This window comes from Streptomyces sp. LS-MS-L19, assembly GCF_058382285.1.
On record NZ_JBYCLL010000001.1, the window covers coordinates 5,643,164 to 5,659,941 of the forward strand.

Annotated in this window: 16 protein-coding genes; 10 read left to right on the forward strand and 6 right to left on the reverse strand. The window is 70.7% G+C overall.

Annotated elements, in window-relative coordinates; translation table 11 throughout:
• Positions 1 to 24 precede the first annotated feature (24 nt).
• A complete protein-coding gene (locus tag AC2XR2_RS25170; RefSeq protein ID WP_381297956.1) occupies positions 25 to 522 on the reverse strand; it encodes an ATP-binding protein in 498 nt (165 codons plus the stop codon).
• A 363-nt stretch (positions 523 to 885) separates the two neighbouring features.
• Here AC2XR2_RS25170 and AC2XR2_RS25175 point away from each other — a divergent pair, with 363 nt between their 5' ends.
• The 6 genes from AC2XR2_RS25175 to AC2XR2_RS25200 all read left to right on the forward strand — a co-directional run bounded on the left by AC2XR2_RS25175 (position 886) and on the right by AC2XR2_RS25200 (position 6,409).
• Positions 886 to 1,722: a Sco1979 family transcriptional regulator gene (locus AC2XR2_RS25175; RefSeq protein WP_491518496.1), complete on the forward strand. Its 837-nt coding sequence runs from the start codon at positions 886 to 888 to the stop codon at positions 1,720 to 1,722.
• A 112-nt stretch (positions 1,723 to 1,834) separates the two neighbouring features.
• Positions 1,835 to 3,295 (forward strand): aldehyde dehydrogenase family protein, encoded by a 1,461-nt coding sequence (locus AC2XR2_RS25180; protein ID WP_491516372.1) that lies wholly within the window; start codon positions 1,835 to 1,837, stop codon positions 3,293 to 3,295.
• A gap of 122 nt (positions 3,296 to 3,417) precedes the next feature.
• Positions 3,418 to 3,954, forward strand: a complete 537-nt coding sequence (locus AC2XR2_RS25185; RefSeq protein WP_381297958.1) for a DinB family protein — start codon at positions 3,418 to 3,420, stop codon at positions 3,952 to 3,954.
• A gap of 18 nt (positions 3,955 to 3,972) precedes the next feature.
• Positions 3,973 to 4,614 carry a PadR family transcriptional regulator gene (locus AC2XR2_RS25190; RefSeq protein ID WP_381297960.1) on the forward strand — a complete coding sequence of 214 codons (642 nt, stop codon included), beginning with the start codon at positions 3,973 to 3,975 and terminating at the stop codon, positions 4,612 to 4,614.
• Between the two features lie 83 nt (positions 4,615 to 4,697).
• A complete protein-coding gene (locus AC2XR2_RS25195; protein ID WP_491516373.1) occupies positions 4,698 to 5,651 on the forward strand; it encodes an ATP-binding cassette domain-containing protein in 954 nt (317 codons plus the stop codon).
• Positions 5,648 to 6,409, forward strand: coding sequence for an ABC transporter permease (locus AC2XR2_RS25200; RefSeq protein ID WP_491516374.1), 762 nt, complete (start codon positions 5,648 to 5,650; stop codon positions 6,407 to 6,409). Before AC2XR2_RS25195 ends, AC2XR2_RS25200 begins: the two co-directional genes overlap by 4 nt.
• A 26-nt stretch (positions 6,410 to 6,435) precedes the next feature.
• On the opposite strand, the gene gad is transcribed toward AC2XR2_RS25200, so the two are convergent.
• Complete coding sequence (gad, locus tag AC2XR2_RS25205) at positions 6,436 to 7,842, reverse strand: glutamate decarboxylase (RefSeq protein WP_491516375.1); 1,407 nt, start codon at positions 7,840 to 7,842, stop codon at positions 6,436 to 6,438.
• A gap of 30 nt (positions 7,843 to 7,872) precedes the next feature.
• Entirely contained in the window at positions 7,873 to 9,156 is a 1,284-nt protein-coding gene (locus tag AC2XR2_RS25210; RefSeq protein ID WP_491516376.1) for an ion channel protein, read from the reverse strand.
• A 117-nt stretch (positions 9,157 to 9,273) separates the two neighbouring features.
• Between AC2XR2_RS25210 and AC2XR2_RS25215 the strand changes: the two genes are divergently transcribed.
• Complete coding sequence (locus tag AC2XR2_RS25215; protein WP_491516377.1) at positions 9,274 to 10,035, forward strand: MerR family transcriptional regulator; 762 nt, start codon at positions 9,274 to 9,276, stop codon at positions 10,033 to 10,035.
• 16 nt (positions 10,036 to 10,051) lie between these two features.
• Here AC2XR2_RS25215 and AC2XR2_RS25220 read toward each other — a convergent pair whose 3' ends face one another.
• Positions 10,052 to 10,417 (reverse strand): YbjQ family protein, encoded by a 366-nt coding sequence (locus tag AC2XR2_RS25220; protein WP_123762264.1) that lies wholly within the window; start codon positions 10,415 to 10,417, stop codon positions 10,052 to 10,054.
• 130 nt (positions 10,418 to 10,547) lie between these two features.
• On the opposite strand from AC2XR2_RS25220, the gene AC2XR2_RS25225 reads away from it, so the two are divergent.
• Entirely contained in the window at positions 10,548 to 11,465 is a 918-nt protein-coding gene (locus tag AC2XR2_RS25225; RefSeq protein ID WP_491516378.1) for a DedA family protein, read from the forward strand.
• Positions 11,466 to 11,473: 8 nt separating this feature from the next.
• On the opposite strand, the gene AC2XR2_RS25230 is transcribed toward AC2XR2_RS25225, so the two are convergent.
• On the reverse strand, positions 11,474 to 13,141 hold the full coding sequence (locus AC2XR2_RS25230) for a threonine/serine exporter family protein (protein ID WP_491516379.1): 1,668 nt from the start codon (positions 13,139 to 13,141) through the stop codon (positions 11,474 to 11,476).
• Between the two features lie 101 nt (positions 13,142 to 13,242).
• Complete coding sequence (locus AC2XR2_RS25235) at positions 13,243 to 13,734, reverse strand: inorganic diphosphatase (RefSeq protein WP_007383738.1); 492 nt, start codon at positions 13,732 to 13,734, stop codon at positions 13,243 to 13,245.
• Positions 13,735 to 13,813: 79 nt separating this feature from the next.
• On the opposite strand from AC2XR2_RS25235, the gene dacB reads away from it, so the two are divergent.
• A complete protein-coding gene (gene dacB / locus AC2XR2_RS25240) occupies positions 13,814 to 15,451 on the forward strand; it encodes a D-alanyl-D-alanine carboxypeptidase/D-alanyl-D-alanine endopeptidase (protein WP_491516380.1) in 1,638 nt (545 codons plus the stop codon).
• Positions 15,452 to 15,517: 66 nt separating this feature from the next.
• Complete coding sequence (locus AC2XR2_RS25245; RefSeq protein ID WP_330265249.1) at positions 15,518 to 16,645, forward strand: zinc-dependent metalloprotease; 1,128 nt, start codon at positions 15,518 to 15,520, stop codon at positions 16,643 to 16,645.
• Positions 16,646 to 16,778 lie beyond the last annotated feature (133 nt).

Sequence of the window (16,778 nt, forward strand, 5' to 3'; positions counted from 1 at the left end):
GGCGTCGTAAAACGCCGCGGTGCGTCAGTCGGCCGCGCCCTGGGGTGCGGTCGCCGGCTGGAGGCGGAACAGCGCCCAGACCACCTTGCCGCCCAGCGTGCCCGACATCGGGTGCCACCCCCAGCTGTCGCTGAAGGAGTCGACGAGGAAGAGCCCGCGTCCCGACTCCGCGGAGAAGTCGTCGGAGTCGCGCGCCACCGGACTGTCCTGGCTGGGGTCGCGCACCGCGCACACCAGCCGCCCGGTCCAGCGCATCAGGTGCAGCCGCACCGGCGGGTTGTGCTCGCCCGCGCTCACACTGCCGGCTGGCATCGCGTGCCGCAGCGCGTTGGTGACGAGCTCGGAGACCACGAGGCAGACGTCGTCGAAGCGGTCGCCCAGCTCCCACTGGTCCAGCGTTCTGCGGGTGAACCTCCGTGCGTCACCGACCGCTTCGTAGCGGGCGGGAAGGGAGCAGGAGGCGGCGTCGGACACGGCCGCGGGATCCAGCGGCGGAAGGCCCTGCCGTAACGGCTCGAGCATGGTCGATCCATTCGTCCCCATGCGAGGCACTCCCGGGAATTCGCGGTCGTTGCGATGCAGCGGTTGCGCGGGACCATGGTTTCGGATGAGCGGTGCAGATGCAAGGTGCAGATGCACGTGCACGTGACCGAATTGGACCCTCCCGTACCGCTTGTTGGCCATTTTTTCCGCCATCTTCCCCCCTCTTTCTTGCCTCTTCCTCTCCTTCGTCTCCCTCTCGTCGCTCCGGTCCTGTGCAGAATCTTTGGCTTCTTGCCATATCTGTAATCGGACGAGTACTGCTCGGAGTGTTTTAGTGGCAGACTTCGGCCCCTGAAGACGTTGGGGAGGCTGGCGAACGTGAGCGCGGGAGAGCCCGGATCGGTGGTGCGGCGGATGCTGCTCGGCTCGCAACTCAGGCGGCTGCGTGAGGCACGGAACATCACGCGGGAAGCGGCGGGTTACTCGATCCGCGCGTCCGAGTCGAAGATCAGCCGGATGGAGTTGGGCCGGGTGAGCTTCAAGACGCGTGACGTGGAAGACCTGTTGACGCTGTACGGCATCACGGACGAACAGGAGCGCGCCTCGCTGCTGTCCCTCGCCCGCGAGGCCAACGTCGCGGGCTGGTGGCACAGTTACTCCGACGTCCTGCCGAGCTGGTTCCCCACCTATGTGGGCCTGGAGGGCGCGGCCTCCCTCATCCGCGTCTACGAGGTCCAGTTCATCCACGGGCTGTTGCAGACCGAGGCGTACGCACGTGCAGTCGTCCGGCGCGGGATGAAGGGCGCCAGCGAGGCGGACGTGGAGAAGCGGGTCGCGCTGCGCCTGGAGCGGCAGAAGCACCTCGCCGACCCCGGCGGGCCCGAGTTCCACGTGGTGCTGGACGAGGCGTCGCTGCGCCGGCCCTACGGCGACCGCCAGGTGATGCGCGGACAGCTCCAGCACCTCATCGACATCTCCGAACGCCCCAACGTGCGGCTCCAGGTCATGCCGTTCGGCTTCGGCGGCCACTCCGGCGAGAGCGGCGCGTTCACGATCCTCAGCTTCACCGAGTCCGACCTGACCGACGTGGTCTATCTGGAGCAGCTCACCAGCGCGCTCTACCTGGACAAGCGCGAGGACGTGGCGCAGTACGAGAAGGCGCTCAAGGAGCTCCAGCAGGACAGCCCGGGTCCGGACGAGAGCCGGGATCTTCTGCGGGGTCTCCTCCAGCTCTCCTAGGGTTCTCCCCAGAAGATTGCGCTGCGTGCCCAACTGGCGTGTCGCGCAAGTACGATGACGTGAGATCAGACCGTGACGTTGATCGTGTGTCTGCTAGTGATTTGGGGATCACATGTCGTCGTACTTCACCGACCTGGCCCAGCAGTACATCGACGGTGAGTGGCGCCCGGGTACCGGTTCCTGGGACATCATCGACTTCAACCCGTACGACAACGAGAAGTTGGCGTCGATCACCATAGCCACGGTCGACGAGGTCGACGAGGCGTACCAGGCCGCCGCCCGCGCGCAGAAGAAGTGGGCCGAGACCAACCCCTACGCCCGCCGCACGGTGTTCGAGACGGCGCTCCGGCTGATCGAGGAGCGCGAGGGGGAGATCGCCGAGGCGATCATCGCGGAGCTCGGCGGCACCCGCCTGAAGGCCGCCTTCGAGCTCCACCTCGCCAAGGAGTTCCTGCGCGAGGCGGTCAACCTGGCGCTGCGCCCCGAGGGCCGGATCATCCCCTCGCCGGTGGACGGCAAGGAGAACCGCGTCTACCGCGTCCCGGTCGGTGTGGTGGGCGTGATCAGCCCCTTCAACTTCCCCTTCCTGCTGTCGATCAAGTCGGTCGCCCCGGCGCTCGCGCTCGGCAACGCGGTCGTCCTCAAGCCGCACCAGAACACCCCGATCGTCGGCGGCGCCCTGGTCGCGAAGATCTTCGAGGACGCGGGCCTGCCCGGCGGTCTGCTCAACGTCGTGATCACCGACATCGCGGAGATCGGCGACGCCTTCCTGGAGCACCCGGTCCCCAAGGTCATCTCCTTCACGGGCTCGGACAAGGTCGGCCGCCACGTGGCCACCGTCTGCGCCGCGAACTTCAAGCGCTCGGTCCTCGAACTCGGCGGCAACAGCGCCCTGGTGGTCCTCGACGACGCCGACATCGACTACGCGGTCGACGCCGCCGTCTTCAGCCGCTACGTCCACCAGGGCCAGGTCTGCATGGCCGCCAACCGTGTCCTGGTCGACCGCTCTGTCGCCGAGGAGTTCACCGAGAAGTTCGTCGCCAAGGTCAGGGGCCTGAAGACCGGCGACCCGCGCGACCCCGAGACGGTCATCGGCCCGGTCATCAACTCCTCGCAGGCGGACGCCGTCTCGTCCGCCGTCGAGCAGGCGATCGCCGACGGCGCGACCGCCCTGGTGCACGGCACCGCCACGGACAACCTGGTCGAGCCCTCGGTCCTCACCGACCTCCCCGCGAACTCGCCCCTGCTCAAGCAGGAGCTCTTCGGCCCGGTCGCCCTCCTCGTCCCGTTCGACGGCGAGGAGGAGGCGGTGCGCCTGGTCAACGACACCCCGTACGGCCTCAGCGGTGCGGTCCACACCGCGAACATCGAGCGCGGTGTCGCCTTCGCCAAGCAGATCGACACCGGCATGTTCCACGTCAACGACGGCACCGTGCACGACGAGCCGATCGTCCCCTTCGGCGGCGAGAAGCACTCCGGCATCGGCCGTCTGAACGGCGACACCATGCTGGACTCCTTCACCACCACCAAGTGGATCTCGGTCCAGCACGGCCGGAGCCGCTTCCCGTTCTGATGTCCGACTGATTTCTCGTGCGCGCCGGGCCCTTGCGGACAGCACCTGTCCGCAAGGGCCCGTAGCTTCGTCGGTGTCGGGGGAACAGCCCCTCGGCTCCACGCAAGCGAAAGGCGGCGGCCATGGTCATGCACGTTCCCGCGGAGGAGTACGGCGACGAGCGCGGCGCGCTTCTGTCCTTCCTGGCGGAGCAGCGCGGCGGCATCCGGCGCGCGGTGCTCGGGCTGACCGACGAGCAGGCGTCCAGCAGGCCCAGCGCGAGCGAGCTCTCCCTGGCCGGGCTGGTCAAGCATGTCGCCGAGGTCGAGCAGAGCTGGATCGCCCGGGCCAGGGGCGAGGAGCCGGCCGTACAGCGGGAGCCGTCGAACTGGCACGAGTGTTTCGCGCTGGTCGGTGACGAGACCGTGGCGTCGCAGCTGGCGTACTGGGAGAAGGTCGCCGCCGAGACGGAGGCGTTCGCCCGGTCGGTGCCGAGCCTCGACGAGACCTTCGCGCTGCCGGACCAGCCCTGGTTCCCGCCGGGGGGCCGGGTCTCCGTGCGCTGGGTGCTCCTGCACCTGATCCGCGAGACGGCCCGGCACGCGGGCCACGCCGACATCATCCGGGAGTCCCTCGACGGGAAGACCGCGTTCGAGCTGGTGGCCCTCGCCCAAGGGTGAGGCCATAACCTGGACCGCATGTCAAGCATCCGTCTCCTCGTGCTGGGCGCGGTGCGCCAGCACGGGCGGGCCCATGGCTACCAGGTGCGCAACGACCTGGAGTACTGGGGCGCGCACGAGTGGTCCAACGCCAAGCCCGGCTCGATCTACCACGCCCTGAAGCAGATGGCGAAGCAGGGGCTGCTGCACGCGCACGAGATCGCACCCTCCACGGCCGGCGGCCCGCCGCGCACCGAGTACGAGATCACCGACCTGGGCACCGAGGAGTTCCTGCGGCTGGTGCGCGAGGCGCTGACCTCCTACGACCAGAAGATGGACATCAAGTCGGCGGCCATCGGCTTCATGGTCGACCTGCCGCGCGCCGAGGCGGTGGCCCTTCTCAAGGAGCGCGTCCGGCGCATCGACGAGTGGCGCTCCGCCGTCCTCGAGCACTACGTGCCCGAGGACGGTCCCGAACAGCTCGGTCACATCGGCGAGATCATGAACCTCTGGATCCACACGGCCGACGCCGAGGCCGAGTGGACCCAGGGGCTCATCGCCCGGATCGAGGGCGGGGCGTACACCTTCGCCGGGGAGGGCGAGCCGTTCGTCGGCGTCCTCGCCGAGGGCGAGGAGAACCCGTACGCGACGGGGGAGCGGCACCCCGAGGACGCCCACTAATCAAGTTTGACGAGTCCGAGCGCGGGCATTACTTTGGGGCTGTAGTCAAGTTTGACTACAGGCTGATTCCGGAGGGGAGCCCGATGACCGACGCGATCGTCGCGGAAGGCCTGCGCAAGCGCTACGGCGACAAGGACGCCCTGGACGGGCTCGATCTGCGGGTCGCGCCCGGCAGCGTCCACGGCGTGCTCGGCCCGAACGGAGCCGGCAAGACGACCCTGGTCCGTGTCCTGGCCACGCTGCTGCGGCCGGACGGGGGCCGCGCCGAGGTAGCAGGCCACGACGTGGTGCGCCAGGCCTACGAGGTACGGCTGCGCATCGGCCTGCTCGGCCAGCACGCGGCCCTCGACGAGGAGCTCGGCGGCCACCAGAACCTGGAGATGTTCGGCCGCCTCTACCACCTGGGCGCCCGCCACGCGCGCGTGCGTGCCGACGAGCTCCTGGAGCGCTTCGGGCTCGCCGACACCGGCCGCAAGCCGGTCCGCGCCTACAGCGGCGGCATGCGGCGCCGACTGGACCTCGCGGCCTCCCTGATCCGTGACCCGGAGGTGCTGTTCCTGGACGAACCCACCACCGGCCTCGACCCGCGCGGCCGCGCCGAGGTCTGGGCCGCGGTCCGCTCCCTGGCCGGCGGCGGCACGACGGTCCTGCTGACCACCCAGTACCTGGAGGAGGCCGACCAGCTCGCCGACCGCATCTCCCTCGTCGACGGCGGCCGGGTCGTCGCCGACGGCACCGCGGACGAGCTCAAGGCCCGCACAGGCGGCGACCGCATCGACGTCGTCCTGCGCGACGCCGGTCAACTGGGCGCTGCGGTCGCCCTGTTGCCGCTCGACGCGGCCACGGTCTCCGTCGACGCCGACCGCCGGCTGCTCAGCGCCCCGGTCACCGACCGGATGGCGGCGCTCTCCGGTGTCGTACGGGCTCTGGAGGCGGCCGGGATCGAGGCGGAGGACGTGGTGCTGCGCCGGCCCACGCTGGACGAGGTGTTCCTGCACCTCACCGGTGACGGGAACCGAGTGAAGGAGGCCGTGTGAGCACCTACGCGCTGACCGATTCCTGGACCCTGACCCGGCGCGAACTCGCCCACTGGGCACGGCAGCCGGTGCGGGTCGTCGTCGGGCTCGTCTTCCCGGTGATGCTGCTGGTGATGTTCGGCTACCTCGTCGGCGGCGGGCGGGGTGTGGAGGGGGACTATGTCGACTATCTGGTCCCCGGGATGCTCGCGCTGACCATGGCGTTCGGGCTGGAGGCGACCATGATCGCCGTCACCCAGGACCTCAACAAGGGCGTGATCGACCGCTTCCGGTCCATGCCGATGGCCAACGGGGCGGTCCTGGTGGGCCGTTCGGCCGCCGACATGCTCCAGTCCGCGTTGAGCCTGGCCGCGATGACCGGCGTCGGGTACGCGATCGGCTGGCGGACCCACGGCGGCGTCGGCGGACTCCTCGCAGCGGTGGGCCTGTTGCTGCTCTTCCGGTTCGCCATGCTGTGGATCGGCATCCACCTGGCCATGGTCGCGGGCAGGCCGGAGATGGTCCAGGCGGTGCAGATCCTGGTCTGGCCGGTCGGCTTCCTCTCCAACGCCTTCGCCACCCCCGACTCCATGCCCGGCTGGCTGGGCACGGCCGTCGAGTGGAACCCCCTGTCCCACACGGCGACAGCGGTACGCGACCTGGTGGGCGGCCCCGGCGGCGAACCGGGGCACGTGTGGGCGGCGATCGCATGGCCGCTGGCCCTCCTGGCGGTGTTCTTCCCTCTGGCCGTCAGGAGGTTCACGCGGCTGAGCCGTTAGGTCCCGGTGCGGACCTCGGGGCGTTCCTAGTGGTGGAAGCCCGTCGCCGCCCCCTTGTCCTGCGTGTACGGGTGCGGCTGGCGGCGGAGTTCGGGGAGCAGCTGGGTCAGGTCGTCCACGAACAGGTCGGCGAGGTCGGCCGAGAAGCCGTTGCGGCAGACGACCCTGAGCACGGACAGGTCCTCGCGGTTCGGCGGGAAGGTGTACGCGGGGACCAGCCAGCCGCGCTCGCGCAGCCGCCGGGACACGTCGAAGACGTCGTACGCCTCGACGTCCGGTGCCGTGGTGAAGGCGAACACGGGGAGTTCGTCGCCCCTGGTCAGCAGCCGGAAGTCGCCGAGCGCCGCCACGCGTTCGGCGACACTGCGGGCCACGTCCCGGGTGGACTGCTGCACGGCCCGGTACCCCTCGCGGCCCAGCCGGAGGAAGGTGTAGTACTGCGCGACCACCTGCGCGCCGGGCCGGGAGAAGTTGAGAGCGAAGGTCGGCATGTCGCCGCCCAGGTAGTTCACGCGGAAGACGAGCTCCTCGGGCAGGGCCTCCGCGTCCCGCCACAGCGCCCAGCCCACCCCGGGGTAGACCAGCCCGTACTTGTGACCGGAGGTGTTGATCGACGCCACGCGCGGCAGCCGGAAGTCCCACACCAGGTCCTCGTCGAGGAAGGGCGCGACCATGGCGCCGGACGCCCCGTCGACGTGCACGGGGACGTCCAGGCCGGTGCGGTCCTGGAGCTGGTCGAGTGCCGCGCAGAGGTCCGCGACCGGCTCGTAGGAGCCGTCGAAGGTGGAGCCGAGGATGCCGACGACCCCGATGGTGTTCTCGTCGCACAGCTCGGCCGCGGCCTGCGGGTCGAGGTGGAAGCGCTCGCCCTCCATGGGCACCAGCCGGGCCTCCACCTCCCAGAAGTTGCAGAACTTCTCCCAGCACACCTGGACGTTGACCCCCATGACCAGGTTCGGTCGCGCCCCCGGGTAGCGGTCGGCGTTGCGCCGGGCCCAGCGCCTCTTCAGCGCCATCCCCGCGAGCATGCACGCCTCGCTGGAGCCGGTCGTCGAACAGCCCACCGCGGCCGAGGGATCCGGCGCGTTCCACAGGTCGGCGAGCATCGCCACGCAGCGCCGCTCCAGCTCGGCGGTGCGCGGGTACTCGTCCTTGTCGATCATGTTCTTGTCGCGGCACTCCGCCATCAGGATCCCGGCCTGCGGTTCCATCCAGGTCGTGACGAAGGTGGCCAGGTTCAGGCGGGAGTTGCCGTCCAGCATCAGCTCGTCGCGGACCAGCTGGTGGGCGGTCGCCGGGGGCATCGGGGCGGTGGGGAGCCGGTGCTTGGGCGGGGCCTCGGTCATCCCGCCGACCGGATCGGCCACGCCGTAGAAGGGATTGACGGACATCGGGCGCTCGTCGGGCTTCTCGGGCCCTTGGTGCAGTGGCATGGGTGTGCCTCCTGTAGGGATCAACGTGGGTCAGCGGATGGGGGTTCCGTCCGCGCGCAACTGCATCTGCGGCCGCCCCGTCACCAGCAGCCAGGCCGTGAGGGAGCCGATGCACAGCAGCGCGAGGATCGCGGGTGAGGCCACCAGTACGGCGGCGGTGAACAGGCTCACCCAGGCCTGCCGGGTGACGGCGAGCAGCACGCCGAGCACCCCGGCCGCCACGCCGAGGGCGGGGTGCACGGAGTCCACGAGCGCGTGGGCGCACAGCCCGAAGGCGACGCCCACGAAGACGGCCGGGAAGATCCGCCCGCCCCGGAAGCCGCAGGAGGCGGCGACGAGCAGCGCGGCCAGCTTCACCACCGCCATGGTGGCGAACTCCCCGGCCGACCAGCCGTCCGGGTCCGCCGCGAGCTCACCGATCTCGTCCAGCCCCTTGAAGAGCGTCAGATGGCCCCCCACGGCCGCCAGCAGGCCCAGGACGAGCCCGCCGGCGGGCAGCGCCAGCATCGGGTGCCGCAGCCGCGCGAAGGCGCCGTGGACGTACGGGAGGGCGAGCACGGCCGCCATCCCGAGCAGCGCCGCCGCGGACGCGACCACCAGCATCGCCAGCAGGTCGCCCCAGCCGGGCTGATCGAAGGCGGGCAGATGCAGGTCGAAACTCGGTTCGGCCACCAGGGTGATCGTCAGCGCGCCGGCCGTGGCCGCCACCAACGGCCCGAACACGTTGTCCCACAGCGCGCCCCTGACCTGCCGCCCGGCCAGCGCCTCCGAGATCACCAGCGCCGCCGCCACCGGCGTCCCGAACAGCGCGCCGATCGTCCCCGCCTCCGCCAGCGCCGGCCACAGCCCGCGCGGCATCCGCGGGACCAGTCGGCACCCCGCCCAGAAGGCGAGCGCCACGTTCACCGCGATCAGCGGGTTCTCGGGGCCCAGGCTCGGGCCGCCCGCGAGCATCAGCGCGGTCGCGAGGACCAGCCCCGGCAGCACGGCGGGCGGCAGCACGGGGGCGTTCAGCCCCATGGTGGCCGGATCGGGCCCGGCGTGCCCGGGCATCTTCCACACCACCAGGCCCACGGCCACCCCCGTCGCCGTGAGCACGAGGAGCATCCACAGCACGGAGTACCGGCCCACGCCCAGCGCGTCCGGCAGGTTCCGCCACAGCACGTGCTCGAGCTGCTCCGCCGCCGCGCTCACCCCGACCAGCAGCAGACTCGCGGCCACGCCGACCAGCAGGGCGGGCAGGATCAACGGCAGCAGGGCGCGCGCCGGGGTCGCCGGGGCGGCGGCTGCCTGCTGCGCGGTGTCCTGGGCCACGGGGTCACGATAAGCGGACAAAACGGGCACGACATCTGGAGATGTCCCTGCCGGGCTTGCACCTCACGCGGCGTGAGGAGCCACCGTGGAACGCGTACCGAGAAGGGAGCGGACGAAGTGAGCTACTCCGTGGGACAGGTCGCGGGCTTCGCCGGCGTGACGGTGCGCACCCTGCACCACTACGACGACATCGGCCTGCTCGTGCCCGGCGAGCGCAGCCACGCGGGTCACCGGCGCTACGGCGACCAGGACCTCGACCGGTTGCAGCAGATCCTGTTCTACCGCGAGCTCGGCTTCCCGCTCGAGGAGGTCGCCGCCCTGCTCGACGACCCGGCCGCGGACCCGCGCGCGCACCTGCGCCGCCAGCACGAACTGCTGACCGCCCGGATCGAGAAGCTCCAGAAGATGGCGGCGGCCGTGGAACACGCCATGGAGGCACGCACGATGGGCATCAACCTGACCCCGGAGGAGAGGTTCGAGGTGTTCGGCGACAAGGATCCCGAGCAGTACGCCGAGGAGGCCGAACAGCGCTGGGGCGGCACCGAGGCGTACGCCGAGTCCCAGCGCCGCGCCGCGCGCTACACCAAGGACGACTGGACACGCATGCAGGCCGAGGTGGCCGACTGGGGCGAGCGCTACGACGCCCTGATGGCCGCCGGTGACCCCCCGACCTCGAAGGCGGCCATGGACATGGCCGAGGAGCACCGGCAGCACATCTGCGGCTGGTTCTACGACTGCCCGTACGAGACGCACCTCGGTCTGGCCGAGATGTACGTCTCGGACGAGCGCTTCAAGGCGTTCTACGACTCCATGCGCGAAGGCCTCGCCGAACACCTGAGGGACGCGATCAGGGCCAACGCGGCCCGGCACGCCTCCTAGAGGTCGTGACCCGGGTCTACTCCCGGGTCACGACCACGGCCGTGCCGTAGGCGCACACCTCCGTCCCCACGTCCGCCGCCTCCGTCACGTCGAACCGGAACGCGAGCACCGCGTTGGCGCCACGCGCGCGTGCCTGCTCGACGAGCCGCTCCATCGCCTGGTTGCGGGTCTGCACCAGCGTCTTCGTGAGCCCCCTGAGCTCACCGCCGATCATCGACTTCAGCCCCGCGCCGATCTGACTGCCGAGGTGCCGGGAGCGCACGGTCAACCCGAACACCTCGCCCAGCACCTCCTGGACCCGGTGGCCGGGAACGTCGTTGGTGGTCACCACGAGCACATCGGGCTGGGGCCCCTGGCCGCCGCCGTATTCGTCAATACCCATGGCTCACAGCTTTGTCCCGGACGGCGCACAGTGCATCCTGGGGTGCCCCATGGAACCTGGGTCCCGACGGCTGCGTTGATACTTTTGGGCAGCCAGCCCCGCCCGCCCCACCAGCAGGAGCCACAATCCCGTGACCATGCTCGCGCTCGGCCCCGAGTGGATCAGTCCCGACTATCTGATCAAGACGTTCAGCCTGCCAGGCATCCTGCTGATCGTCTTCGCCGAGTCGGGGCTCTTCGCGTTCCTGCCGGGCGACTCCCTGCTGTTCACGGCGGGTCTCTTCGTGGCCGAGGGGAACTTCATCAGCCAGCCGCTGTGGCTGGTGTGCACGCTCATCGTGGCGGCCGCGGTCCTCGGCGACCAGGTCGGCTACATGATCGGCAAGTTCTTCGGCCCGAGGCTCTTCAGCCGGCCCAACTCCAAGCTCTTCAAGCAGGAGAACCTGGACAAGGCCCACGAGTTCATGGAGAAGTTCGGCCCCAAGGCCATCGTCCTGGCCCGCTTCGTGCCGATCGTGCGGACCTTCGCCCCCATCGTGGCGGGCGCCGGCCGGATGAAGTACCGCACCTTCCTGACGTACAACATCATCGGCGGCGTGGCCTGGGGCACCGGCGTCACCCTGGCCGGCTACTGGCTGGGCCAGATCGACGTCATCAAGAAGAACGTCGAGGCCATCCTGGTCCTGATCGTCCTGGTCTCGGTGGTCCCGATCATCATCGAGTACCTGCGCGAGCGCGGGAAGAAGAAGCGGGCGGCGGCCCAGGCCCCGGCGGCCCCGGCCCAGCAGCAGTACCAGCCCCAGATGGACGACGCGACGACCCAGCTCCGCCGCATCCCGTCCCACGACCAGCAGCAGCCGCCCCAGCCCCCGCAGCAGCAGAACGGCTACGACCAGTACTACGGGCAGCAGCCGCAGCAACAGCAGCCGTACCACCAGCAGCCGCAGCAGCCGCAGCAGCCGTACGCCCAGCAGTACCCGCAGAACTACGGCAACGGGCAGCAGTACGGCGGGCAGAACCAGCAGGACCCCTACAACCAGGGCTACTGAAAGCCGGGTCAGAACCCCCGTGTCCTCTTCGCGGCCCTCCGCTTGCCCGCGGAACCCACCCGCAGGAACAGCCGCGAGATCTCCGAACCCAGGTTGACCCCGATCGCGATGGCCATGGCGAGCGCCGCCGCCTTCGACAGCGACACCAGCCCTTCGTCGACATGGTTCTGAGCGATCGACAGCAGCCCGAAGTACGTCGCCGAACCCGGTAGCAGCGGCCCGATCGCCGCGGTCGTGTACGGCAGCGCGGAGGCGAACCGGAACCGGGACAGCAGCTGCCCGAACAGCCCCACGAGCCCCGCGGCGACGGCCGTGGAGGCGACCGGGGAGAAATCGGCGGTGTAGTGCATCGCGCCGTACACACACCAGGCGACGCCACCGTTCAGCGTCACCGCGAGCACGGTGGATCGTTCCTGCTGGAGCAGGACGGCGAAGGTCAGCGACAGCAGCATCGACGCGGCGGTCTGCCACAGCGGCCGCGGATCCGTGGACAGCGCCTCGTCCGGGTTGAGATGCGCGCCCAGCTGCACACCGACGTAGAGCATCACCAACACGCCCACGACGATGCCCACGAAGAAGTACATGACCTCCAGCAGGCGGGCCGACGCCGTGATGTAGAACCCGGTCAGCCCGTCCTGCACGCCCGCCACCAGCGCCCGCCCGGGCAGCAGCGCGAACAGCCCACCGGTGATGACCGCGGACGCCTTCACGTCGACGTCGGCCAGGGTCAGGGCGATCCCGATCGCGGCCGGCGGCATCGCGGCGACCGTGAACTGGTAGAACTCCGGCAGCCCCCGCCCCGCGCACAGCCACGCCAGCCGGTCGCCGAGCATCGCGCCCAGCATGGCCGCGACGAACACCACCAGGTCACCACCGACGAGCACGGAGGCCGCGCCCGCGAGCAGCCCGCTCGCCGAGGTGAGCACCCAGGTCGGATACGGGTGCCGGTTGCGCCGGATCTCGGCGAGCCGCCGGTAGGCCTCCTCCAGCGTCATGGCCGCCTCGGGGTCGCTGAGGTCGTCCACGAGCCGGAAGACGGCCGCGAGGCGCGTGTAGTCGGTGCCGCGCCGCCGCACGGTCCTGGACGCCGTCACGGGGTCGTCCACGAGCGAGGGCTGGTACGAGATCGACAGCAGCGTGAAGGTGACGTTCGGCTCGCAGCGGTCCAGCCCGAACGACCGGCACACGGCGAACATCGCCGCCTCCACGTCCTCGGCGCCCTCACCGCCCGCGAGCAGCAGCTCCCCGATACGCAGCGTCAGGTCGAGCACGCGCGGTACGGCCGGACCGGACTCGTCGTCCGCCTTCGCGGCCGGCTCCGGCGCGGGCCGTTCGGCCACCGGCATCCGCAGCATCGTGCGCATCCGGTCCTGCCAGGGCACGTCCTTGGTGAGGCTGACCACGGGTATGCCGTTCGGCGGGGTGAACGCGGGCGGCGCGTCCTTCGCGCTGTAGGTGCGGGGCGTGCTGAACGCCGACCCCTCCGGCTCCACGGCCGGCGGCTGCGGGACGTCCAGCCCCTTGGGCAGCGCGAACTCGGAGGTGGTCTCCGGCTCGCCGCCGGCGGTTCTCGGCATCGCGAGCCCGTCGGGAAGGGCGAACTCGGACGTGATCTCGGAGTCGTAGGAACTCCTGGCCTCGTCCGACTGCGGCTTGCGGTGCTCCGCCTCCGTCACTCCGTAACGCTCCCTGAACGACACATTCCGTAAGCCTCAGTATGCGCGGGCACACCAACGGGCCGCACGCGTGCGCGTACGGCCCGTCCGTGACACAGGGCTCAGTGGCCGCCCTGGTCCTTGAAGCGCTTGTAGGACCGCTCGATCTCGGCCTCGGCGTCGACGCGGCCGACCCAGTCGGCGCCCTCGACGGACTTGCCGGGCTCCAGGTCCTTGTAGACCTCGAAGAAGTGCTGGATCTCCAGGCGGTCGAACTCGGAGACGTGGTGGATGTCGCGCAGGTGCTCGACGCGCGGGTCCGTCGCCGGGACGCACAGCAGCTTGTCGTCGCCGCCGGCCTCGTCCGTCATGCGGAACATGCCGATCGCACGGCACTTGATGAGGCAGCCCGGGAACGTCGGCTCGTCAAGAATGACCAGCGCGTCCAGCGGGTCGCCGTCCTCGCCGAGGGTGTTCTCGACGAAGCCGTAGTCGGTCGGGTAGGCGGTCGAGGTGAAGAGTCGACGGTCCAGGCGGATCCGACCGGTCTCGTGGTCCACCTCGTACTTGTTCCGCGAACCCTTCGGGATCTCGATCGTGACGTCGAACTCCACCGGTGGCTCCTCCATGATCAACACATAGTTCTGGTGGTTAAGTGTCCCTCACGCAGGTGTGTGATCGCGAAAGGGGCTGTTGGTCGTGCCTGAACCGAGGCTTTGGCGGACCGCGAGACCGCATGTGGTGCGGGCCGCGAACGCCGTACGACCGCGTCTGGCACGCGCCGCGGACGCCGTACGCCCAGGACTGACCCGGGCCGCGGGCGCCGTACGGCCGTCTCTCGCACGAACCGCCGCCGCCGTGAAGCCGCAGGTCACACGGCTTGCCCGGGTGTCCAGGCCGAAGACCGTCAAGACCTGGCAGTACACCGCGGGTGCCGCCGGCGCCGGTCTGGCGCTGGCCGCCACCGTCGCGACAGCCGCCGGTCCGTGGGACTCCTCGGGTCAGCGTACGGCCGAGCGGGACCGGGCGGTCGCACTGGAGCGACCGGGTGGCACAGATCACGAAGGCGGCTCCGGTACGGCCGCCGCCGGACCCCGGCCCGCCCCGAGCGCCCCGTCCGTGCTCGTCGGCCTGGGCGGCACGGGAGTGACCGTGAAGTCCGCGCCGACCGGCAAGGCCCTGGCCGGCGTCCTCGGCCCGCTCCTCGGCAACCCGGCCCTCGGCACCCGCCACACCGCCGCCGTCGTGGACGTGACCAGCGGCAAACGGCTCTACGGCACGGGCGCCGGCACCGCGCTGACCCCCGCCTCCACCACGAAGATCGCCACCGCCGTCGCCGCCCTGTCCGCCCTCGGCGCCGACCACCGCCTCACCACCCGCGCGGCCCTCGAACCCGACACCAAGGAACTCGTCCTGGTCGGCGGCGGCGACCCCACCCTCACCGCCCGCCCGGACGCCGGGGGCTGGGCGAGCCTGCGCGACCTGGCCGAGGACACCGCCGCGGCCCTCAAGAAGCGGAACATCACCAAGGTCACGCTCTCCTACGACAAGACCCTCTACGCGGGCCCCGAGATCCACCCGATCGGGGTCAACGACAACCTCGCCCCCGTCAGCGCCCTGATGGCGGACGAGGCCCGCACCGACGACACGAGCAGCGGACCGGCACCGCGCGCCACGGACCCGGCGACGGCCGCCACCCGCACCTTCGCGGCACTCCTCGCGGACCACGGCGTCACAACCACCTCCCCGGGCCCCTCCAAGGCCACCGGCCGCGCCGAGATCCTCGCCGAGGTCTCCTCACCGCCCCTGTCCGCCCTGGTCGAACGCATGCTGACCAACAGCGACAACGACATCGCCGAGGCCCTCGCCCGCCAGACCGCCCTGGCGGCCAAGCAGCGCGCCGACTTCGAGGGCGCAGGCAAGGCCATCCACGACCGGCTGAACACCCTCGGACTCCCGCTCGCCGGCGCCGACTTCCACGACGGCAGCGGACTCGACCGCACCGACCGGCTCACCGCGAACCTGCTGACCTCCCTCCTGGTGAAGGCGGGCGACCCGGCCCACCCCGAACTGCGCCCGGTCCTCACCGGCCTCCCCGTGGCGGGCTTCACCGGCACCCTGACCAGCCGTTACACCGACGGCGCGGCAGGCGTCGTACGGGCCAAGACGGGCACCCTGACCGGGGTCAACACCCTGGCCGGGACGGTCGTCGACCGGGACGGCCGGCTGCTCGCCTTCGCGTTCCTGACCTCGAACACCACCGACCCGGCGGCCGCGCAGAGCGCGCTCGACCGCACGGCCACCGCGCTCGCGGCCTGCGGCTGCGGCTGACCCGCCGCCCGTGCTGTGCGCCCGCGCGGCCTGCCCCAAGCGGTAACGCTCACGTACGGTTGACGCATGACGAGCATCGGTGGTGCCGAGATGGTCGACTGGAATCTCGCGGTGGCGACCGCGACCCGACTCGTACGGCCGGGCCCCGACGTGAGCCGTGACGAGGCCCGGGCCGTCGTCGCGGAACTGCGCCGGCACGCCAAGGCCTCGGAGGAACACGTCCGCGGCTTCACCCGGATGGCGACGGACGACATCCACGACACTCCCGTACTCGTCGTCGACCGCCCCGGCTGGGTGCGGGCCAACGTCGCCGGGTTCCGGGAGATCCTCAAACCGCTCCTGGAGAAGATGCAGGAACGACGCGGCAACAGCCCCGGCGGCGCGGTCCTCGGCGCCGTCGGCGGCAAGGTGACCGGCGTCGAACTCGGCATGCTGCTGTCGTTCCTGTCGTCCCGCGTCCTCGGCCAGTACGAGACCTTCGCCCCGGCCACCCGCGAACTCCCGGCCGGCGAGAACGGCGGCGGCAGGCTGCTCCTGGTCGCCCCGAACATCGTGCACGTGGAGCGCGAACTCGACGTCCAGCCCCACGACTTCCGCCTCTGGGTCTGCCTGCACGAGGAGACCCACCGCACCCAGTTCACCGCCGTGCCCTGGCTGCGCGACCACCTGGAGGGCGAAATCCAGTCGTTCCTGGGGGAGACCGAGGTCGACCCCATGACCGTCCTGGAACGCATCCGCGAGGCCGCCCAGTCCCTCGCCGGCGGACGGCCCGAGGGCGAGGAGGACGAGGACGGCGGGCGCTCCCTCGTGGAGATCGTGCAGACCCCCGCCCAGCGCGAGATCCTCGGCCGCCTCACCGCCGTGATGTCCCTCCTGGAGGGCCACGCCGACTTCGTCATGGACGGCGTCGGCCCGGCCGTCGTGCCGAGCGTCGCCGAGATCCGCGAGAAGTTCCAGCAGCGGCGGGCCAAGGGCGCCTCCCGCCTGGACATGGCGCTGCGCAAGCTCCTCGGCCTGGACGCCAAGCTCCGCCAGTACCGCGACGGCGAACGCTTCGTGCGGGCCGTCGTCGACCAGGTCGGCATGGACGGCTTCAACCGCGTGTGGACCTCGCCGAACACCCTCCCCACCAAGTCGGAGATCGCCAAACCGGCGGACTGGGTCGCGCGGGTGCACCGCAAAGCGGAGTCGTGAGCCACGCGCCCGGGAGGTGAGAGGAATCCGGCCGACGGCAGGCGAACGCCCCTTCAATCACCCGTCCGAGGGACCGTGAGCCATGGGTAGGCGTGCAATGCTCGGGGAACGGCCCGGTTCTGTCACCATCTAC